A 21434-nucleotide genomic window follows, 5' to 3' on the forward strand; every position below is an offset into this window, starting at 1 on the left:
GATGCAAACTGAACAAAAGACGCAAGAACGATATTTTCCTCAAGCGAAAAAATTAGAATGGGATAATGGCGTTATCCAATATTCCACTGTAAGAGGCGGTACGGAAGTGTTAATTTCATACGTCCCTCCCCACACAATCATTGAACCTCACGAACATCCCGAAGCACAAATCGGCATTGTATTAAAAGGCGAGCTTCAAATGACTGTCGGCCAATCGACTCAACTGCTCACCCCTTTAGAATCAGCCTATATCGCACCACCGTTTGTCCCTCACGGCGCTTCAAATCTGACAGATGAAGAAGTGATCGCCATTGATATTAAGAGATTAAAGGATGACGAAGAATATACAGCTCCACCCACTTATTTCTTAGACATTTTCAAAACACGGGATTTACTCCCTGGCATGGAAGTGACTTTTTTTGTGGAGGATTGGATGGAGCTGATGATTGCCAATATCCCTGGAAACGGTGGAGAAATGCCTTTTCATAAACATAGAAATGAACAAATCGGCATTTGCATCAGTGGAGGGTATGATATGACAATCGAAGGCTTTACAGAAAAGATGGAATTTGGCACCACCTATTTCTGTGATCCACGGGAAGATCATGGGGCCATCAATCCAAAGCCAGAAGCATCAAAGTCTATTAATCTCTTCTTCCCTCCTCGCTATAATCGCTTAAAACCAAAAGCATCTAAGGTGAAGAAATGAAGCTAGACGGAAAAGTTGTCCTCATTACAGGGGGTGCGTCGGGGATTGGGCTTGCTGCCGTCAAGCTCTTCCTCGAGAATGGAGCAAAAGTAGCTGTCGCTGACATCAATGAAAGCAGCGGCAACCAACTCATTGAATCATTGCCGCATGAGCACCTTGCATTTTTTAAAACAGATATTACGAAGGAGTCTGACTGTCACCAAACCGTTCAGAACGTGCTGAGCCGATTCGGTGCCATTGATGTCCTCATTAACAATGCAGGCATCGAAATTGTCTCACCTATTCATGAGATGGCACTGGAGGATTGGCATCGTATTCTTCAGGTCAACCTGACCGGCGTCTTTCTCATGAGTAAGCATACATTGCCGCATATGCTTGAAAAGAAGAGTGGAAGTATTATCAATACCGGATCTGTCGGAGGTCTTGTGGGCTGGCCTGACATTCCGGCATACAATGCAACAAAAGGCGGTGTCATTCAGCTCACCAAATCAATGGCCATCGACTATGCCGCTCATCAAATCAGGGTAAATTGTATTGCCCCTGGCATCATTGATACGCCACTAAATGAAAAGTCCTTTTTAGACAATCACACAGAAAGTCTCGAGATCGTCAAAAAAGAAAAAGCAAAGGTGAATCCTATGCTGCGGCTTGGAAAACCTGAAGAAATTGCTGGCGTGATGCTGTTTCTCGCCTCTGACCTATCCAGCTATATGACTGGAAGTGTCGTCACTGCAGATGGCGGTTACACCGCTAGATAAAAGGAGTGCTTTCATTGAGTAAAAAAACTGTACTTGTCATTGCTGACTTAGGAGGGTGCCCGCCTCATATGTTTTATGAAAGCGTGGCGGCATCATACCATATCGTTTCTTATATCCCAAGACCCTTTGCGATTACAAAGGGACATGCCGAGCTAATCGAAAAATACTCCATTGCGGTCATCAAAGACCGTGATTATTTTGAGACACACCCTTCTTTTGAACACCCTGATTCTATTTACTGGGCACATGATGATTATCCAAAATCAGAAGAAGAGGTTGTGGAAGACTTCATTCAAGTGGCTTCCTTTTTCAAAGCAGATGCAATCACGACCAATAATGAATTATTCATTGCACCGATGGCAAAGGCCGCTGAACGTCTTGGGCTACGAGGTGCCGGTGTCAAGGCAGCCGAAATGGCGCGTGATAAAAGCCAAATGAGGGCTGCATTCAATGCCTCTGGCGTCAAAGCGGTGAAAACTCAGCCTGTCACGACTTTATCTGATTTCCAACAAGCCATTGAGTCTATCGGAACACCGCTCATTTTAAAGCCTACATATTTAGCCAGTTCTATTGGCGTCACCTTGTTTCATGACAAAGCCGGAAGTGATGACTTGTTTTTACAAGTACAATCGTATTTGGAAACCATACCAGTCCCAGACGCTGTCACGTATGAAGCACCGTTTGTCGCTGAAACGTATTTAGAGGGTGCTTACGAAGATTGGTATCAAGATGAAGGTTATGCTGATTATGTCAGTGTAGAAGGGCTGGTCGTAGAGGGCGAATATCTCCCTTTTGTCATACATGATAAAACCCCTCAAATCGGCTTTACAGAAACGGCTCATATCACTCCGACGATCTTAGACAATGAAGCAAAGCAAATCATCATTGAAGCAGCAAGGAAGGCAAATGAAGGGCTAGGTCTTGAACATTGTGCAACCCATACAGAAATCAAACTCATGAAAAATCGAGAAACTGGACTGATCGAATCAGCGGCTCGATTCGCTGGCTGGAATATGATCCCGAATATTAAAAAGGTCTTTGGCGTCGATATGGCCAAGCTATTGATTGATGTATTAGTTGATGGAAAAAAGGCTGTACTGCCAAAACAACTGCTTTCTGGACATACATTTTATGTAGCGGACTGCCACTTGTATCCTCAGCATTTTAAAGAGAGTGGGCACATACCACCTGAATCCACACATATCACCATTGATCATGTGTCTATTCCGCAGGAAGCATTCGTTGGAGATACTGCGATTGTCAGTCAATCATTCCCTGCCAAAGGGACTATGGTGGATCTTGATTTATTTGAAGCTTTTAATGGAATCGTATCTCTTGAATTAAAAGGATCATCCTCACAAGATGTTGCCGCGTCCATCCGCAACATTCAGAAACAGGCAACGATTCAGTTAATGGATGAATTAGTGAAGGGATAGAAAGAGAGGCTGCTGTGGTGAAAATGTTAGCATCTAAAATGATTGAACGGCTGCCTGAACAGAAATTCGGCACCGTCTTTGAAAAAATAGCTCAAAAGACAAAAAACGGAGCAAACATCATGAATCTAGGTCAGGGAAACCCTGATCTACCAACTCCTCCCCATATCGTGAGTGCCCTACAGGAGTCAGCGGGTGTTTTGCCATTTCAACAATATGCCCCTTTTAGAGGCTTTGACTTTTTCAAACAAGCCATTGCAGATTTTTATAGATCGGAATTCGGTGCTGAGATTGATCCGCAGAAGGAAATTGCTCTTTTCACTGGCGGAAAAACGGGGCTGTATGTCATGAGTCAGTGTCTGCTTGATCCAGGAGATATCGCACTCGTTCCCGATCCAGGATACCCTGAATATCATTCAGGCATTTTGATGGCGGACGCCAAGCCATACAGTATCAAACTTGAAGAGAAAAATGGCTATTTACCAGATCTCTCCTCAATTGATCCTGACATAGTCAAAAAAGCAAAAGTACTGTTCTTGAATTATCCGAATAACCCCACGGGTGCTGTTGCAAATGAGGCATTCTTTGAAGAGGCTGCTGCCTTTGCGGCCGCTCACGAGCTGTATGTTATTCATGATTTTGCCTATGGTTCATTTCATTATGAACAAACACCCGTGAGCTTCATGAATACTCCTCTCGGGAAAAGTGTAGGAGTCGAATTATATTCTCTATCAAAGACATTTAATATGGCAGGATGGAGAGTCGCTTTTGCTGTTGGAAATGAGGAGATCATCCAAGCCATCAACACCTTCCAAGACCACGTGTTTGTTAGTATGTATGGCGGATTTCAACACGCTGCGACTGCTGCCTTGCAAAGTGATGACTGCCATATTCAATCATTAAAGGCGATATACCTTGAACGAATCAATTTCTTCATCCGGCAAGCGGCGAAAAAGCTTGGCTGGACAATCGAACGTCCACCCGGCGCCTTTTATTTATGGGCTCCGATTCCTGATGACTTTGAACATTCTCATGCCTTTGCTGACTATTTACTCGAACATGCCGATGTTGTTGTCACGCCTGGAGGAGTATTTGGAGCCAATGGAAGCCGTCATGTACGCATTTCAATGGTTGCCCCGATTGAGGAGCTTGCTCTCTTTATCGATCGCCTGTCCATCCTCCCCATTCGATTTCATCAAAAAACCCGCCTATAGCGGGTTTTTTTCAGTTTATATACTTTTCATCGTTCCACCGTCTACGGAGATTTGTTGACCTGTGATATAAGAAGCTTCCTCTGATGCCATAAAAGCAGCCAATGACGCCATCTCACTCGCTGAGCCCACTCTTTGCATTGGGATACCTGATGCGACAGCTTGTACAGCCTGCTCTCGTGACAATGCCTGCTTCGTCATCATATTGCCGATAAATTGTTCATACCGATCGGTTGCAATAAAACCTGGATTTAAACAATTTACCGTAATACTAGACGACGCGAGCTGTGTCGCTGCATTTTTACTGGCATTAATAATCGCTGCATTCATCATACTATTCGTAAACATTTGTTCACCAGGTTCCTTCCACAGGTTCCCGACAATTTGAATGATCCGTCCATATTCATGTCTTTTCATCAATGCGGCTGCACGCTTCATTGTATCGACGTAAGCGATGGCTTTTTGGGAGAAAGCATCCAGCATCTGGTCAGTTTCACATGAATCAAATGTATCTGGCTTTCCTCCTGGAATGTTATTGATCAGCACATCGAGTCTGCCAAACTCCTTTTCTATTTCTTCAAAGGCTTCCGACCTCACTGCTTCAAGCGACATATCTCCACAAAATAGAGACAGCGGTTCCTTTGTTTCTGTCATATCTTGAATGTGCTGTTTCGTCTGTTCAAGTGAGGCCATATTTCTAGAGTTGATGATCACCTTCATATCGCTCTGAGCGGCAAGTTTTTTTGCGATTGCCTTTCCAATGCCTGTACTTGCCCCTGTTACAAATGCAATTCTTTTAGACAAACTCATCCACATCCCTTTTCATCAATATACATAAAATGACACATACAGAATGTATTTCAACAAAAAAAGACCTTTCTCCTGCGAAAGGCCTCTCTTCTCTATTTAAATGTCGTTTCCCAATTAAATCCGATCGACTCATCATTCCACGCAATTCTCTTCTCATCTGGGTTTTTTGGGTCGTACGATTCTGTTGTAAAATACACAATCTGCAGCGGCGTCTCCCCTAATACGCGGTAGCCATGGGCAACTCCCTTTGGGATGAGGAGCAGCATCGGATTATCTTCTCCCATATAATACACATCGGTTTGATCCTTTGTCGGAGAATCTTCTCTCAAATCGTATAAAACGACCTGTGCATGACCTGCTGGGAAAAACCAAACATCGTCTTGTTTTTCATGATAATGAAAGGCTTTGATGACTCCTGGGAAACTTTTCGACCACGACGCCTGCCCAAAGCGCTTCAGCATCGGTTCGTCATCTCGAATAAGCTCTGCGAAAAAGCCGCGATCATCACAATGTTTCATGAGTTTTTTCGTTTGTACACCATCAATCATGCTGCTCGAATCTCCCTTCTTTCTGCAAGTATTCGTGAAGTGCGTCTTTCCAGTGTCTTGGCTTCCAGCCAGTCGCTTCAATCGCTTGCAGGTCTAACACAGAGTAGGCGGGCCGAGGTGTTTGGAAGCCATACTCTTCAGTGGAAATGGGTTCAATTGTCGTAGACAGACCGCTTGCTGCCACAATTTCTGTCGCAAAGTCAAACCATGAACAGCTTGCTCGGTTACTGACATGATAAATACCTGCTTTCTGGTCAAACAAGTGAATCAAAGCTTCTGCGGCATCCTTTGTATAAGTAGGAGACCCTAACTGATCATTGACGATGCGCAAATGATCCTTCGTTTCAGCCAGCCGAAGAATGGTATTCACAAAATTATGTCCCTCATGTCCATAAAGCCACGATGTCCGAATGATCTTCACTTCATCTGATACAAGATGAATCAATTCTTCTCCAAGTTTTTTACTCTTTCCATAAATGGTTTGTGGATCTGCTTGTGCGTCGATTTGATAAGGGGTATCCGCTTGCCCATCAAATACATAATCTGTGCTGACATGTAACACATCTGCCCCTACGTTTTTAGCTTCAAGCGCTGTATAGTAGACGCCAATCCCATTCACAAGATAGGCTTTTTCCGTTTCTGTTTCGCATTGATCGACAGACGTATAAGCAGCCGCACTGACAACAATATCCGGACGGAAATGTCTCATTGCATGTCTGACTGCCTGTTGATCTGTGATATTCAGCATACTCCTTGTTAAAGCAATGACGGTGATGTCTTTTTCTTTCAGCTGTTTCGTCAATTCTTTCCCTAATTGGCCGCCTGCACCGGTGATTAAAACTTTCATCGGTCACCCTTCTTCACTTTGATCATATTTGGCACGGTACCAATCAATCGTTTTTTCGATACCTTTTTCGAATGAAGTTGCCTGCACCCAGCCAAGCTCTTCTTTTAGCTTACTGGCATCAATGGCATACCGCCTGTCATGCCCTTTCCGGTCTTGAATAAACGCGATTTGGTCATGAGAGATGCCTAGATGTGTGAGAATGGTTTTGGTTAAATCAAGATTTGTTTTCTCGTTGCCGCCGCCAATATTGTACACCTGACCGGCTGTTCCGTTTTCTACTACTTGTTTTACGGCTCTCGCATGATCCTCTACATACAGCCAATCCCGGATCTGCTGGCCGTCTCCGTAAATCGGAATCTTTTCACCATTGACCGCTTTTCTAATAATGGTTGGGATTAATTTTTCTTCATGCTGATAAGGTCCGTAGTTGTTGCTGCATCTTGTGATCATGGCGGGTAATTGGTGGGTGTGGATATAAGATTTCACAAGCAGGTCTGAACTTGCCTTGCTTGCTGAATAAGGATTATTCGGTGAGAGTGGTGTTTGTTCTGTGAAAGCAGGATCATCCGGCTCCAAATCTCCATATACTTCATCTGTGGAAATATGAATGAGTTTATTCGCCTTTCCCTTTAAGACAGCTTCAAGCATACGATAGGTACCAAAGACATTTGTTTGGATAAAAGGTTCTGCTGACTGAATACTGCGATCGACATGTGATTCTGCTGCGAAATGAATGATGGCATCATACGCTTCATCAAATACTTGATCTAGTTCGTCTTGCAGCGTGATATCTCCTTGGACAAAACGGACATGAGGCAGCTTTGATAAATATTCCATCTCCTCTGGATGACTGGCATATGTTAATTTATCAAATACGGTCAGCCGGACATCGGATTCTTGAAGCAGCAGCTTCACAAAATTCAGTCCAATAAACCCTGCTCCACCTGTAATTAAATAAGACTTCGTCATTCGTATCCCTCTTTTTCCTTCATCGTTTCAAACATTTTTGTTGATGCTTCGTGGAGAGATTCATGAGTTCCTGCATCAATCCACCACCCTTTTAACATATCATAGGTCAGCTGGCTATTTGAGATGTAGAGATTATTCACATCAGTAATCTCTAGTTCACCTCGATCTGACGGCGAGATTTCCTCGATATATTGAAAGACGTCTTGATCATAAAAATAGATGCCCGTGACGCAGTAAGATGACGTCGGATGCTCTGGCTTTTCTTCAATTGATAAAATTCGGTGATGAGCAGGATCAATTTCTGCAATGCCAAACCGTTTTGGATCTGCCACCTCTTTCAATAAAACCTTGGCTCCGCTTTCTTGTTGCCTAAAGGCGTCGACAAAAGGGCGTAAAGAATCTTCAAATACATTATCACCAAGCATCAGCACAAATTTTTCCCCTTGAGCAAAGGACTTTGCATAGGATAAACCATCGGAAATACCAGACGCTTCTGGCTGTACTTGATACACAATGTTCATCCCAAGTTCACGATCATCTTCCAGTAACTTTTGAAACAACGGAATTTGTTCTTCCTGTGAAATCAGCATCACATCTACAATTCCTGCTTCTTTCAGTTTGAATAATGACCAATAAATCATCGGGTATGGACCAACCGGCAGCAAGTGTTTGTTGAAAATCTTCGTTAATGGTGCCAGCCGTGATCCCTTTCCTCCTGCTAAAATAACTCCCTTCACATCTACACATCCTTATGTTCTTTTTGGTGTGAATTCATGAGGTGTATAAGAATGTTTTTCACTCGTTCGATTCCTTTTCCATCAATGAGTGAACGTCCATTAAGATGAATGCTTCTGCGGAGAAAATAGCTGTCAGACAGTTTTTGAACAGCTTGCAACAGGTCTTTTTCTTCCACAAGGTCACCTAATCCAAGGTGAAAACAAGCGCCCTTTTGCGCAAACATGCTCGCTGTCACTGCTTGGTGGTCTACTTGCGATAGGACAATGCTGGGCACCCCGATACAAATTACCTCATATAACGTCATACCGCCTGCTACGATAGCCACATCAGCTTCTGATAAAAGAACCGGTAGTTGATCTGTATGTTGAATGAATTGGATATGTTCCGCCTCTACTTGCTCTTTGATGTGAGAGGCTTTTCCTGCGACCGCTAAAATGTCTAGGTGATTTGTTTGAAGAAGCGCCGATACAGCCTTTGATAACAGGCCGCACGGATCACTACCGCCAAGACTGATGACCACCTTTTTACATTCTTTTCGAACCTCATATGTGTCTTTGAATCGTTTAAACTCGTGATCTAACAATAAATAGGGCGTTCCATGATAATAAGCCGTGCCATTAACCTGCTCGTGCTTCCCGTCCAGACCGCCATAAATGCCGTTTATGACCGTGTCTGCAAGCTGACAAGCTTCCTCTCTTTTTTCCTCAAATAAGACCAGCCTCGCACTATCGCAGGAGTCTTTGATCGTTTGAAGAAACTGAAGATCACAATCAAGCACATCTATGACTAAAAGGTCAGGCTTTAGCTTTTTGATGTCTTGTTGGATTTGTAGAAGCGCATTCGACTCATGCACCATCTGAACGTGCCACTCTGGGTGCGAAAGCATTTCTACACAAATCTGATCATTTGTATAGAAATATAAATCGTTCCCTTCCTGAAGCAGTTCTTTTGCCAAACGTTTCATTCTGACGACATGACCCATTCCTCTTAAAAAACCCCCATAAACAACAATCATGATTTTTTTGTTCATTCAGCATCCTTCTGTCTCACAGATTGATTCAAACGAACAATGTCTGGATGTTGTTCACAGATGGAAATGAGCTCAGCTGTCGGCACAGCAATAGAACCACCAGCTTTCTCTAATAAACAGGTAGCAAACACATAATCTTCTTCTGTATCAATCGTGAATCGATAAGCAGGATATGCAAGTTCTTTGGGCGGTGTGAATAATTGAAGGTGAAATTGCTCGGGATGCTTTCTGATATACAGCGTGACATGCTCACGTTCTGAATAAGTGAGGGGAAATTTGTCGATTTTACATAAAATAGATGCCTCAATCATTTCCCCGGAAATACCGAGTGGTGTTCCATTCGTATATGTGTAATCAGCCTTTTCCTGTCTATGTTTTTCAAGCATTTTCGACAAAAGCGAAGGATCTATAAATGGATTGTCTCCCGTTAAACGTACAACCGTTTTAGGTTCAAATTGGCGGACAATCTGCGCAAACCGCTCAAGCACATCTGCCTCACTGCCTCGAAACACCTTATAACCCTTTGACATACAGTATTGAGCCAAATAGTCATCCTCTGGCTCGACCGTTGTGGCAATCATAAGGTTTTGCATTTTGTGATGGTAATCATCTGATTGCTTCACCCGCTCCACAATCAAATCAATCAGCGCCATGCCGCCGATCGGTTTCATCACTTTTTTGGGCAGTCTTGTTGACCCCATCCTAGCCTGAATGACAAAAAGTACATCATGCATCATCTCGAGACTCCTGCATGAGTACGTCTTTCCACGAAACGCCTGTATGGGCTGGGATGTCTCTCACAGCCTTTGTGCCAAGTAAAATCGGCATATATCGCGGATGCAACCCCTGATTTTTTTGTCCAGGGCGCAGCACGGCTACATTTTCTGACGTGAGGGTCTCACCCTTTGCAATGCCTTTGGTCGTAAAAATTCCTCGATACGCAAATTCTCGAATCTGCCCTTCAATGGCTGTTGTCGTTTTATAAGAACTGCCAAGAAGCTCCTCTGGTAATGAATGAACGTCTATTTCTGCTTGATTCCGCTGCTTTTCTGCCGCTCGAATGTGCTGAACCATTTCCTTTAATTCTTCAGGACTAAGAGCAAAGGAATGATCCGCTCCGGGTAATGTTTTATCTATTGTAAAATGTTTTTCAATCATTGCTGCCCCGAGCTTCACAGCGGCTACTGGCGCTTCCGTCGGGTGTTCACTATGATCTGAAAAGCCAATGACTGCTTCAGGGAAAGCGGATCTTAAGGTTTGAATCACCCGCAGGTTCGTATATGCTCTAGGCGCTGGATACTTTGCCACACAATGCATGATAGCGACTTGCTTATTTTGCTGGCTCGTAATCGTTTCATATGCTTCATGAACATCTGCAATGGTGGCCCCAGCTGTTGAAAAAATGATCGGCTTTTGAAAAGAAGCCGTATGACGAAAAAGAGGCAAATGGTTGATTTCATAGGATGCCAGTTTAAAAGCAGGTGGATTCGTTTGATTCAATAAATCAGCCGATTCTTCATCACACACGGTGCTTAAAAACATCAATCCTTTTTCCTTACAACGCCTCAATAAGACAGGCAGCCATTCCGGCGGCAGCTCCATTTGTTCCACTAAAGAAAAAATAGACACTTCTTCTCCTTTGGCCGTTTCGTATAACCCCGGTTCCTTTTGATACATCCGATCCGCTTGAAACATTTGAAACTTCACCGCATCAGCCCCTGCTTCTTTTGCCACATCAATTAAAGCAAGTGCCTGATCCAGCTTTCCATCATGGTTAATGCCTGCCTCTGCAATGATAAAGACAGGCGCATCATCTCCCACTTTGCGATCTCCGATATAGAAATGCGCCATCTTACCTCTCTCCTTTTTTCGGCCACACATGGTAATACAAAAAGGCATTTGTTGTCCTAAACCCCATCTTTTCGTACAGCTGGATGGCTGTCGTATTATGAAGCTGTGTCCCCGCAGAAATGAAGTGATGCCCTCTGTGATGAGACACTTTCATCATCTCAATAAACAGCTTTTTTCCGATCCCTTTTCCTTGAACATCCGGTCTAATCGCAAAAAGCTCAAGCCCCATCTCATGCCCCTTTGTCATACCTTGAATCAAGCCAACCACTTCATCATTTACCTTGGCAACGAGGTTGATATCTGCGCGTCCGAGTAGGTTGTTTCTCATCCACTCCTGATAAAAATGCTGAACAACACGCTGGTCTAAATATGGATCAAGGGCATAACGGCTTTTCACAAAAGCCCGATCACCTAGTAAGACCGCCTCATCGTAATCCTTTTCATCTGGCACACCCATCACCACATCTTGATCTGATGATGGCATCTCCATGAGGGCAGGCGGTGCCTCAAGCCTAGTGAGACCACCGACATAATACACATGGGATAGTTTTTGAACAATGCGGTTTTTTTCAAGATCAGCCGCCTCAAGACGTAAAAAGAAAAAATCACATTTTTCTGTTCTCATCCAATTGATGAATCTCTCCATCAATTCTTTAAAGAGCAACGCTGATTCAGCTTCCACAAACTTCACATGAAAAATATGCTTGTCAAAAATGCCGCTCTCCCATTTGGACCATTCGTATAGCAGCACTGCTTTGAGCTTAGCGCCGCTGACAAGAGCAAACTGCTTGAATCCTGCCATGCGTTCCGCTTCATGACCATATGTTTTCAGCCAAGCTGCCAGCACCTGATCGTCTATTGCATGAACGACTTTCATGAAGAGGCCTTCTTGTCTTTTAAAATTGACACGACTGCGGTGATGACATCCTGCACATCTTCATCTGTCATACTTGGATAGAGCGGGAGCGAAAGCGTTCGTTTGTAATAAGTGAGTGCCTCAGGGAAATCCTCTGGTGAATGGTTGTAGGTCTCTTGATAATATGGATGCAAGTGAACGGGAATAAAATGAACACTCGTGCCGATTTTATATTCCTTTTGCAGCTGATCAATCATGTCATCGCGTGTGATCATTGCTTCTTTTGGATCAACTTGCAGCACATATAAATGCCACGCATGTCTTCCCTCATCATGTACAGGCGGCAAGATGAGACCAGCTTCATGTTGAAATGCCTGATTGTATGTCTTTGCAATCTGTTCTCTACGTGTCTGCATCTCCTTCAACCGGCTTAGCTGAACGAGCCCTAACGATGCTTGCACGTCAAACATGTTCATTTTATAGCCCGGTTCCTCGACCTCGTAATACCATGTTCCCTTTTCTCCATAACGATTCCACGCTCCCTTACTCATCCCGTGAAGCGCCAGCCTTCTGATTCTAGCCGCAAGTGCATCATCATTTGTCGTCAGCATGCCACCTTCACCAGTCGCTATGTTTTTCGTTGCATAGAAGCTAAAAGCGGTCGCATCACCAATTGATCCAATCGGTTGATCATGATAGGTCGTATAGAGGGCATGAGCGGCATCCTCCAGCACGAACAAATCATACTTTTTGGCAATCGCTAAAATTTGATCCATATCACACGATTGACCAGCAAAATGTACAGGGACAACCGCTTTCGTATGTGGTGTAATGGCCGCTTCTAATTTTTTCGCATCTAGATTGAGTGTCGCCGGATCAATATCCACGAAAATAGGGGCTGCTCCCGTATGGATGATCGTATTGGCTGTTGCGCAGAACGTCAGAGGCGTTGTGATGACCTCATCACCAGCTCCAATGCCTCTCGCCTTTAACGCTAAAAATAGAGCAGCTGTACATGAATTGACTGCTATTGCGTGCTTCGCTCCAGTCAGCTGCCTAAACTCTTCTTCAAACTGTCTAACTTTTGGTCCGGTGGACAACCAGCCGGACTTTAATGTTCCAATGACTTCATCAATTTCTTCCTGTTCAATAAAAGGCAGTGCATAAGGAAGAAATTGTGCTCTCTTTTGTCCCATATCGCTTGCACACCCCTATCTTCATCTCTGAAAATCCACGCCTGTTTTTGTTTTGAGCAGAGAAAGCAGAACATCGGTCGATTGTGCATGCGGATAATGTTCTTGAATGAAACGAGCACCTTGCTGTTTCGCCAGCTTCATTTCTTGTTCATCCGATAAAATACGGATCGCTTTCTCGGCCAGCTCAATAGGGTTTTCGATGTGGCAGCTGCCAAGCGACTCGTAATAAGGGTATCTTCTGCCTTCTGTCATTTTTCCAATCAGTACACTCTTTTTAAAGAGCATTGCTTCCAGACCAACTGTTGATGTGAGCGTTATGACCATATCCATATACGGCAGGAGGTCATACAAGTCGATCTCTTTTTTAATTAATCTCACATGGTTCCCCGCACGCTCAATCGCTGTGTAGTCATTTAACCGATTTCGAGCGATTTCCCACGGATGAGGTTTCATAATCAGCTGAATATCTTTCCGTTTTGCAATCGTTTTAAGAACATCACCGTAAAAGGCTTCTGAAAACGGCTGTGTTGCCACGAGCACAGTCTTTTTGGCAGGATTGAAGTTCAATTTACGAAAGACCATTTCCTGTTGAAGCGGTGTTCGCTCCTGCACCAAATCAAATCTCGGGTGACCTGTGATCTCCACCTGCTCAGGCTGACAGCCTTTGTCTACATACCAGTCCTTTTCATATTTTCCAAACACTCCGTGGCAGGTGGTGAAAATCGGCAAAAAGGCTTCATCTCCCATGAGCGCACCGTGCTGAAGACAAATACTTGTGAGATGGCGCTTCACGGTTTGCAAGGCGAGCACACGGCTATATGCATCCTCCGTCGTACCAACTACGACAGTTGTGATTGGCTGCATCTCAAATAGCGTTTCTATTTGGTCAATCACATCAATAAATTGCACAATGTCCTTCCGAAGCTTTTCTCTAAAAAAGACATTGCCAAAGACAGGATGGTGGGCGTAAGGTTTCAATAGAGCATTTGCTTTTTCAATATATTCAACATGGGCTTCTTTATTAACCTCTCCGGCTAATTCCGGCTTGCTGATCACCGGTAATCCGAAATAATCAGCCTTCTTCCAGCGCGCGAGCACCACTGTTTGGTTCGGATGGAATCGCGTGTAATTGTGTTCAGTAAAACGCAGGTGTTCAAAGTGAAGCAGTACCTTTCCATGACTCGGACGATAAGGGATACGCTTGATCTGCTGTTTATGCTGATCAAAAAATGGCTGAATGTCTTGCGGCTTTGGACAAGTTGTTGTCAGCTCTTCACCAAACGCCTTATCTTCCATACGTTCCCTCACTTCAGGGCTGATGTATTGATAAAAATTACTGATTAATCCAAGGGGTATGTGGCGATAGGATAAGTCTTTCATCAGATTCACATACTCAAAGTACACCTGCCAATAATGATGAATATAATGCGACACTTAAGGTCACCTCCCATGTCTTTGTTTTAATATATGGCGGAGCTCCCTGCAGGTAGACTGCGGAGGAAGTGCTTGAATAAAATCGCTTTTCTCATCTTCTGCCAACTGATAATGAATAGACTGTTCTGTGATGTAGTTTGTATCCAATACCTCATCAAAAGGGTAGAACGGATAAAAGTGATTTAATCTAAAAAAGAACCGCGCATCCCCTATTCGATAAAAATGCGGACTCTCGTCCCAGTAGGATCCAAACTCAGCTCGAATCTTTGTTAAAATGGATGCACGATGTACAACTGAACAGTGATCAATAGCACAAGGTGCATTCCACTGCACAGTTTGCGCAGGTCGAATCGTTTCCTTTACTGGCTCTTTTTCGCTATTTAAATAGATAACTTTTGAACTAGAATAGACAATATGTTCATTCGGACGAGCATCTAAATAATTCGTGAGCTTCTCTAAACGGTCTGGTGCATAGACATTGTCATCTGTGGCATAGGAAATATACTCGCCCTTTGCCTGTTCTAATGCTTGATTAATGAGGACGGCATAGCGTGTTTTCGCCGTTCTTTCCTCCAGCGTTTTCACCCCGCTTTGGATAAAATGGATGCGTGGATCTTTACGGAAAGGCTCAATAGTAGCAAGGGTTTGTTCGTTTGATCCATCATCCATGATAAAAAGTTCAAAGTCTGACAAGGTCTGCTGCAGCACCGCTTCAATTGATCTGCCAACGTAGGCCGCTTTGTTGTAGCTCGTCATAATGACCGTTACTTTCGTCAATGTTTTCACCTCGGTCTCTTTTAAACTATGGTTATCATATGTGTCTCCTCTTAAAGAGACTGTAGAGTGACCTATTTTTTATAAAATTGGATTTTTTTCATGATCTATCTTTGAAAAACGTAAAAATTTTGGTAATATAAGTAATCATTTATGTGTATTAAAGGAGTAAAGAACATTGGAGTATATGAAGAGTGATCTCTCCCAAGAAGAGGAAGCAAAAGGTTTTTTTCGATTCTTTAAAATTTTTGTCGCGACAAAAACGATTATTCGCTCATATGAACATACCTCTATTCCCATGTGGCTGATGATACTCCTTGCAAGTATCGCTGGTACTAGCTGGATGTACGAAGGGTATTTTAGTGAGTATATGGGCAATCATATTCCATATCCTTTTATTCTGTTACACGGAGCAGGTTTTGGTATTTTAGTAGGCAATTTTTTTCTATTTTTCGGTTCATTCATTTTACAGTGGTTAGGGCGACTGTTTTTTGGCAGTAAAGCGCCGTATCGAGATGTGCTCAAAGCTTGCACACTGACGGTCATTTTTCCTTCCACCTTATTTGCTCTTACTTGGATTTTTACTGTGGGGTTGCTTGGTCCGTATACATTTGTGAAAATCTCACCCTATTTAGACCAGCACTATGAAGTATGGTATTATCTCAGTGTTTTACCACTGGTTGATGCGTATACCAAGACATGGATATTTGGGATGGCTGTTTTAGGCCTTGTCGCTGTGATGAAGCTGAGAATATGGCAGGCCTTTATCATTGCCATCACACCGATCGCCTTATTTTTTCTCATCATGACCCTTCTCTATGACGTCCAGCGGGCTATGAATTGGTTGATGTAAACAGGCATTCCTTAGATTGTTGGAAACCTTTGCAGTCTAGGCAGTACGAATACGGGGTTTGTCTGAATACTGAGGAACTGCACAAAGCAGTTCCTCAGATTGTTGACAAAGGGCTAAAATGAACTTGATTTTAGCCCTTTGTCTTCTTTTCAGCGTGATAGAAAACCTTTGCAGTCTAGGAAGGACGAGCATCGGCGCGGAGCGAATTTGACATTCGTGAGCACCGAAGCGCAGGACTGACACCGAATGCGAGGGTTTGTCTACACGCTGAGGAACTGCACAAAGCAGTTCCTTTTTTCGTTCAATGTACATATTCTCTCTTCCTGTCTCATAGTGTGAAAGAGAAAAAGAATGCTATGGAAACAACAGGCGCTTTTCTGCCTTCTGTTTAGAACACCATGAGGAAAGAGGAGGAACGTTATGAAATTGAAAAATCAATTTGGGCAAGGTTCGGGTTTCGAAGGTCAAGATTTTCGCCAGCAACAATATGGAGCAAATCCGTATCCTGCGCAGCAGATGGGTTATTCAGTCCCTCCCCAAACGCAGGGTCAAATGCAAGGTCAAATGCAGCAGGGGTATTCGCCAATGCCGTCTACTGGTACTTCACAAGGAGGCCAAGGTGGGCAAAGTGGCGGGCAGCCCTATCAAATTCCTTCTGGACCGATTTATCAGCAGAACGTCACCGGTCAGCTGCCGCTTGAGCAGTCCTATATTGAAAATATTTTACGATTAAACCGCGGCAAAGTAGCCACGATCTATATGACGTTTGAGGCAAGTAAAGAATGGAACTCTAAGATTTTTAGAGGGGTCATTGAGGCCGCAGGACGTGATCACATTATCATCAGTGATAACAAAACAGGGACACGATACTTATTGTTAACGATCTATCTTGATTACATTACGTTTGATGGGGAAATTCAATATGACTATCCATACTCGATGTCTACGTATTCTCCGAGATAACCTCAAGTTCATATCAACAGCAAGGTGCAGACGCCCTTGCTTTTTTCTTTTGTCTAGGTTTTTGACACACCTTCGGGGGAAGGCTCATAAGATGCCTAGTAGTTTTTATTAAACGCCTAGAGGTGACATCAATGACTGTTGAGCTGGATTATACATCGCCGAATGTCAAATATTCATTTGATTTGAATCAAAGCCCCCTTGTGAAATATGACCAACACAACCTGATTAATGTTTTAGGAAAAAAACAATTAAATTCGCTCGATCAAGTATCTCTGCTGGATATATATTTGAGTAAAAGCAAAGTAGTAGAGCCTCATTATCATCAAAATGCTGCCGAGCTTGTTTATTGTATCGCCGGCTCTGCTGCTGTATCCATGCTGAACCCTTTTACAAAAAAGCTGTCCACCTACACCATTACCCCCGGGCAGGTAGCCAATGTGCCACAAGGCTGGTGGCATTACGAAGTCGCCTTACAGGACAAAACCCATTTGTTAGCCATTTTTAACGCATCGACACCAGAAGTCATCTTAGGTTCAGACCTTCTAACCCTCACGCCTTCTCACATCATGGCACATACTTATTGCATGAACGAAACGCAGTGGAAACAGGCGACGCAGCCTGTGAAGCCTGGTGTGTTTATCGGACCTTTCTGCCACCGGGAGGAAGAGGCACAAACTCACCCTGTCCCCCCTTCCCACTATGTACCTTATTATCAAGCACCTCCGAACTATTCTCCTTATTGGAGTTAAGAAAAAAACCGATGCCCCTATGAGAGCATCGGTTTTCCTAGCTTATAAATTTTTTGCTGCTGCAATCACTAGCATGATCCAAGAAGCGATAAATGCCACTCCGCCAATTGGTGTAATGGCACCTAATATCTTCACCTGAGTCAAGGCAAGCACATAAAGGCTTCCTGAGAAGAAAAGAATGCCTGCCAGCATCACCCAGCCAGCGGTCGGCACTAGGGAAACACCTGACAGCTTATCTGCCAGAAAGGCGACAATAAACAGGCCAATGGCATGGAACATCTGATATTGAACCCCTTTATTCCATATCTCAATATACTTTTCAGGAATTTTCCCTTCCAGTCCATGTGCACCGAAGGCTCCAAGACCAACCGCAAGCATGGCGTTAATGGCACCTAATATGAAAAATAGTTTCATTCGTCATTCTCCTTATCTCGTCAATTATGTTTATCATAGCGCGGGTCTCATCCAACATTCAACTTTCCTATGATGCTGACACGAGATTGTCGGATTTCTTTTTCTTTCGCAGTAGCACTTGATCGACCACAATTGCAATCAGCGTACCAAGCACAAGACCATTGCTCAATAAAGAAATCAGCACAGGATGCATGCCTTTCAATGCCCCCTGCGGCACAAACATTGCGCCCACGCCTGCTAAAACAGCGATGCCAAGCACAAATCGAATGCGCGGGATGTCTTCTTTTTCATACTGATCGAATTCAGACATAGCAATCCCAATCATAGAAGAGAACACCACAAAGTTCACAGCCAGCCCCACAGGTGAAGGCAATGCAGAGAAAAAGCTCATCAATAATGGAAATAAACTAATGAGGACAATGAGCAGACTGCCAAGGAAAAATGGCTTTCTCGATGGAATTTTGGTTGTTTGTATAAAACCCGCTGCCCCTGAAATAGGGACAGGCGCAATCGCACCAATCAGTCCGCTCAGCAAATGACCAAATGCGGCGACAAAACCAGCCGGTCTGGCTCGTTTCCGCTCACGCAGTTCACCAAATGCCTTGACGGAACTTTCCACAATTCGAATACTTGCCAGCATATTCACTATGAGTAAGATCGTAATAAAAAAGGACGTAACAAGCAGTCCACTGTCAAAGACCGGCATGCCAAACGGAAACAGCTTTGGAAACTCAATGATCTGCTCAGGAATGCGAACAGGCTTCGCTAGTCCGAGTAAAGCAAATAACAGCCAGCCGCCTGCAAGTGCGAATAACACAGAAAACTGTCTTAAATAATGCCATTTTGAGCGGCTGATCATGAAGGTGATGACAATAATCAAGATCGATAGACAAAAGACAAGCCCATCTACCTGATTTCCCCTATAGCCGATCCCCATCAGCCCTTTCATAATTGGCTGACTTAACTGCACAACAAGCAGCAGCAAATAAATACCTGTGACAACCGGCGTAAATAAAGACGCGAGCCAATTAATGATTTTAAAGAGACTAAAAATAAAAAAGAACGCAGCACTAAAAATTAACGCCCCTTGTAACGCTTGCAAGGTTTCAGGATATGTAGCAAAAATCGTCCCTGTCATGCCTGCATAAAGGGTATATACCCCCCACCACAGCCCTGCTGGACTTTCATTGATCGGCAGCATATGACCGCATAAACACTGCACCATCGCCACAAGTCCAAGTGAAAAGAATGTACTCTGAATCAGTTCCGCCGACTGCACTTGATTTAATTCAAATGCTTGTGCAATCGCAATCGGCACAGCAATAGAAGCTGCGATAAAAAATGCCATCCACTGAATGGCGCCCAAAAATAGTTTCAACCCGATCACCTTCCCTTTGTCGTGACAAGACCATTAAAAATCAAAAATAGAGTCACCGTTGCCATCTTTCTCTTGTTGACCCTCTTCTTTATGCTGAAATTTCTTTGCACCGCTAGTGCCCATCAATTTCTCTAGCATGGCTTGATCCGTAGACACAGCCGGTGCAGATGGTGTCTGTATAGATGGAGGTGGTGAAATAACCGAAGACTGCGGCATTTGCACCTGTGATGATGTGTCGAGAATGACATCACATAGTGAAGAAATGACCGCCGCTTGACGTTTCACCTCTTCATCATTTCCACTTTGTTTTGCTTTTTGAATGGCTTCCTCCATTTTTTGAAGCAGACTTGATATATGAATATTCAAGGGTAGACCCTCCAATCTAAAAAATTCGTTTTCCAACATTATTTTACCAAATGAACAAACCGAATGGGCTCATTTTTTCAAAGCTGTGTGCTTCTGTTCCTCTTATTTGACCCTTACCCAAGATTCACACATAATAAAAAAGAAACAATATCGTCTTTGAAAGGACTGAAAGATGAGCAAACTCACTGAACTCATTCACAAACAAAAAAACGTGCAAACACCAGCGGTTCAAGATCGAATCCGTCTTCTTAACGATTTAAAAAAAGCCATTAAACATCATGAAAAGGACATATTACAAGCCTTAGCCCATGATTTACATAAATCCGAACAGGAAGCCTATACAACAGAAATTGGCATGGTATATGAAGAGATCAATCATACCGTCAAATATCTTCACAAATGGGCCAAACCATCTCGCGCGAAAACACCTCTGACCCATATCGGATCAAAAAGTATGATCATTAAGGAACCGTACGGAAGTGTTCTGATTATTGCCCCTTGGAACTATCCTTTCCAATTGGCCCTTTCGCCATTAGTTGGAGCCATTTCTGCCGGAAATGCCGTTACTTTAAAACCGTCAGAATTAACGCCGCACGTCTCAAACGTGATTGGCACGATTGTGGAAAGCGTGTTTCAAGAAGATCTTGCAGCGGTCGTTGAAGGCGGTGTGGATGTCAGCACAGAGCTTCTGAAACTGCCTTTTGATTATATTTTCTTTACTGGGAGTGTAGCCGTCGGCAAAGTCGTCATGGAAGCGGCCGCAAAACATCTCACACCTGTCACACTTGAGCTCGGCGGAAAAAGTCCATGCATTGTCATGCCTGATGCAGACATCAAGCTCGCTGCGAAACGAATCACCTTTGGTAAATTCACGAATGCTGGTCAAACATGTATTGCACCAGACTATTTACTAGTTCATGAATCGATCAAAGAGGAACTATTGCGTGAAATGACGACCTGTATCCGAGACTTTTACGGGGACCAGCCTGAAACAAATCCGCATTTCGGAAAAAATGTCAGCCAGCGTCATTTTGATCGACTTTCACAATTTCTCTCTAATGGCACGATGGTGACAGGTGGACAGCGCAATGAACAAGAGCTCAAAATCGCACCGACCATTCTAGATCACATTACATGGGAAGACCCTGTGATGCAGGAGGAAATTTTCGGACCTATTTTGCCGGTCATCACATTTGGTTCTCTTCAAGAGGCAGCTGACATGATTAAGGCAAGACCGAAGCCGCTCGCTCTTTACTTATTTACAACAAATAAAGAAACAGAAGCCTATATTCTAGACAACCTCTCATTTGGCGGGGGCTGCATTAATGATACACTGATGCATGTCGCCACTCCATATTTACCATTTGGAGGCGTTGGTGAAAGCGGTATCGGACGATATCATGGAAAAGAAAGCTTTTTCACCTTTACACATGAAAAAAGCGTCCTGCGGCAAACCAATCGCTTTGATTTTTCTTTCCGCTATCCAAATGCGAAAAACGGACTCGACATTGTCCGTAAATTTTTAAAATAAACAGGACGAAGGGATT

General features: G+C 43.6%; 23 protein-coding genes. 8 read left to right on the forward strand and 15 right to left on the reverse strand.

Going from position 1 to position 21434, the window contains the following annotated elements; all coding sequences use genetic code 11:
* The first annotated feature begins 1 nt into the window (after position 1).
* Genes NST15_RS17530 through NST15_RS17545 form a run of 4 tightly spaced genes read left to right on the forward strand, consistent with a single transcriptional unit; the run spans position 2 to position 4114 of the window.
* The gene (locus NST15_RS17530) at positions 2 to 709 is read left to right on the forward strand and encodes a cupin domain-containing protein (protein ID WP_008343606.1); all 708 of its coding nucleotides are present in this window, start codon (positions 2 to 4) and stop codon (positions 707 to 709) included.
* Positions 706 to 1467, forward strand: a complete 762-nt coding sequence (locus NST15_RS17535) for an SDR family NAD(P)-dependent oxidoreductase (RefSeq protein ID WP_052320449.1) — start codon at positions 706 to 708, stop codon at positions 1465 to 1467. Before NST15_RS17530 ends, NST15_RS17535 begins: the two co-directional genes overlap by 4 nt.
* 14 nt (positions 1468 to 1481) lie before the next feature.
* The gene (locus NST15_RS17540) at positions 1482 to 2903 is read left to right on the forward strand and encodes an ATP-grasp domain-containing protein (RefSeq protein WP_136944621.1); all 1422 of its coding nucleotides are present in this window, start codon (positions 1482 to 1484) and stop codon (positions 2901 to 2903) included.
* Between the two features lie 17 nt (positions 2904 to 2920).
* Positions 2921 to 4114 (forward strand): aminotransferase class I/II-fold pyridoxal phosphate-dependent enzyme, encoded by a 1194-nt coding sequence (locus NST15_RS17545; RefSeq protein WP_170916843.1) that lies wholly within the window; start codon positions 2921 to 2923, stop codon positions 4112 to 4114.
* A gap of 15 nt (positions 4115 to 4129) precedes the next feature.
* On the opposite strand, the gene NST15_RS17550 is transcribed toward NST15_RS17545, so the two are convergent.
* The 12 genes from NST15_RS17550 to NST15_RS17605 all read right to left on the reverse strand — a co-directional run bounded on the left by NST15_RS17550 (position 4130) and on the right by NST15_RS17605 (position 15167).
* The gene (locus tag NST15_RS17550; RefSeq protein ID WP_272950059.1) at positions 4130 to 4921 is read right to left on the reverse strand and encodes an SDR family oxidoreductase; all 792 of its coding nucleotides are present in this window, start codon (positions 4919 to 4921) and stop codon (positions 4130 to 4132) included.
* A 92-nt stretch (positions 4922 to 5013) separates the two neighbouring features.
* Positions 5014 to 5469 carry a dTDP-4-dehydrorhamnose 3,5-epimerase family protein gene (locus tag NST15_RS17555; RefSeq protein ID WP_135226438.1) on the reverse strand — a complete coding sequence of 152 codons (456 nt, stop codon included), beginning with the start codon at positions 5467 to 5469 and terminating at the stop codon, positions 5014 to 5016.
* Positions 5462 to 6316, reverse strand: a complete 855-nt coding sequence (rfbD, locus tag NST15_RS17560) for a dTDP-4-dehydrorhamnose reductase (protein ID WP_025208169.1) — start codon at positions 6314 to 6316, stop codon at positions 5462 to 5464. The genes NST15_RS17555 and rfbD overlap by 8 nt, the downstream gene beginning before the upstream one ends.
* 3 nt (positions 6317 to 6319) lie before the next feature.
* Complete coding sequence (gene rfbB, locus NST15_RS17565) at positions 6320 to 7285, reverse strand: dTDP-glucose 4,6-dehydratase (protein ID WP_017360112.1); 966 nt, start codon at positions 7283 to 7285, stop codon at positions 6320 to 6322.
* Positions 7282 to 8022: a sugar phosphate nucleotidyltransferase gene (locus NST15_RS17570; RefSeq protein WP_017360113.1), complete on the reverse strand. Its 741-nt coding sequence runs from the start codon at positions 8020 to 8022 to the stop codon at positions 7282 to 7284. Before NST15_RS17570 ends, rfbB begins: the two co-directional genes overlap by 4 nt.
* A gap of 2 nt (positions 8023 to 8024) precedes the next feature.
* A complete protein-coding gene (locus tag NST15_RS17575) occupies positions 8025 to 9053 on the reverse strand; it encodes a glycosyltransferase (protein ID WP_024719472.1) in 1029 nt (342 codons plus the stop codon).
* Entirely contained in the window at positions 9050 to 9790 is a 741-nt protein-coding gene (locus NST15_RS17580; protein WP_342498699.1) for a glycosyltransferase family protein, read from the reverse strand. Before NST15_RS17580 ends, NST15_RS17575 begins: the two co-directional genes overlap by 4 nt.
* A complete protein-coding gene (locus tag NST15_RS17585; protein WP_342498700.1) occupies positions 9780 to 10904 on the reverse strand; it encodes an N-acetylneuraminate synthase family protein in 1125 nt (374 codons plus the stop codon). The genes NST15_RS17580 and NST15_RS17585 overlap by 11 nt, the downstream gene beginning before the upstream one ends.
* 1 nt (position 10905) lies before the next feature.
* Positions 10906 to 11781, reverse strand: a complete 876-nt coding sequence (locus NST15_RS17590) for a GNAT family N-acetyltransferase (RefSeq protein ID WP_284725834.1) — start codon at positions 11779 to 11781, stop codon at positions 10906 to 10908.
* The gene (locus NST15_RS17595; RefSeq protein ID WP_173408388.1) at positions 11778 to 12956 is read right to left on the reverse strand and encodes a DegT/DnrJ/EryC1/StrS family aminotransferase; all 1179 of its coding nucleotides are present in this window, start codon (positions 12954 to 12956) and stop codon (positions 11778 to 11780) included. The genes NST15_RS17590 and NST15_RS17595 overlap by 4 nt, the downstream gene beginning before the upstream one ends.
* A gap of 21 nt (positions 12957 to 12977) precedes the next feature.
* Complete coding sequence (locus tag NST15_RS17600; RefSeq protein WP_342498701.1) at positions 12978 to 14390, reverse strand: CDP-glycerol glycerophosphotransferase family protein; 1413 nt, start codon at positions 14388 to 14390, stop codon at positions 12978 to 12980.
* Positions 14391 to 14396: 6 nt separating this feature from the next.
* The gene (locus NST15_RS17605) at positions 14397 to 15167 is read right to left on the reverse strand and encodes a glycosyltransferase family 2 protein (protein WP_342499067.1); all 771 of its coding nucleotides are present in this window, start codon (positions 15165 to 15167) and stop codon (positions 14397 to 14399) included.
* Positions 15168 to 15342: 175 nt separating this feature from the next.
* Between NST15_RS17605 and NST15_RS17610 the strand changes: the two genes are divergently transcribed.
* From NST15_RS17610 to NST15_RS17620, 3 genes are all read left to right on the forward strand, one after another.
* Positions 15343 to 16017, forward strand: a complete 675-nt coding sequence (locus NST15_RS17610; protein ID WP_212359616.1) for a YIP1 family protein — start codon at positions 15343 to 15345, stop codon at positions 16015 to 16017.
* A 420-nt stretch (positions 16018 to 16437) separates the two neighbouring features.
* The gene (gene gerQ / locus NST15_RS17615; protein WP_007497781.1) at positions 16438 to 16980 is read left to right on the forward strand and encodes a spore coat protein GerQ; all 543 of its coding nucleotides are present in this window, start codon (positions 16438 to 16440) and stop codon (positions 16978 to 16980) included.
* Between the two features lie 131 nt (positions 16981 to 17111).
* The gene (locus NST15_RS17620; RefSeq protein WP_007497783.1) at positions 17112 to 17729 is read left to right on the forward strand and encodes a cupin domain-containing protein; all 618 of its coding nucleotides are present in this window, start codon (positions 17112 to 17114) and stop codon (positions 17727 to 17729) included.
* A 42-nt stretch (positions 17730 to 17771) separates the two neighbouring features.
* Here NST15_RS17620 and NST15_RS17625 read toward each other — a convergent pair whose 3' ends face one another.
* The 3 genes from NST15_RS17625 to NST15_RS17635 form a co-directional block, all read right to left on the reverse strand.
* Positions 17772 to 18143, reverse strand: coding sequence for a DUF423 domain-containing protein (locus NST15_RS17625; protein ID WP_003215282.1), 372 nt, complete (start codon positions 18141 to 18143; stop codon positions 17772 to 17774).
* 67 nt (positions 18144 to 18210) lie between these two features.
* The gene (locus NST15_RS17630) at positions 18211 to 19521 is read right to left on the reverse strand and encodes a purine/pyrimidine permease (protein ID WP_007497786.1); all 1311 of its coding nucleotides are present in this window, start codon (positions 19519 to 19521) and stop codon (positions 18211 to 18213) included.
* Between the two features lie 33 nt (positions 19522 to 19554).
* On the reverse strand, positions 19555 to 19887 hold the full coding sequence (locus tag NST15_RS17635; RefSeq protein ID WP_008343634.1) for a YwdI family protein: 333 nt from the start codon (positions 19885 to 19887) through the stop codon (positions 19555 to 19557).
* A gap of 172 nt (positions 19888 to 20059) precedes the next feature.
* Between NST15_RS17635 and NST15_RS17640 the strand changes: the two genes are divergently transcribed.
* On the forward strand, positions 20060 to 21418 hold the full coding sequence (locus NST15_RS17640) for an aldehyde dehydrogenase (protein WP_342498702.1): 1359 nt from the start codon (positions 20060 to 20062) through the stop codon (positions 21416 to 21418).
* The last annotated feature ends 16 nt before the right edge of the window (positions 21419 to 21434 follow it).

The sequence above is a fragment of the Bacillus sp. FSL R5-0820 genome (genome assembly GCF_038593385.1).
GTDB classification, from domain to species: domain Bacteria; phylum Bacillota; class Bacilli; order Bacillales; family Bacillaceae; genus Bacillus; species Bacillus altitudinis.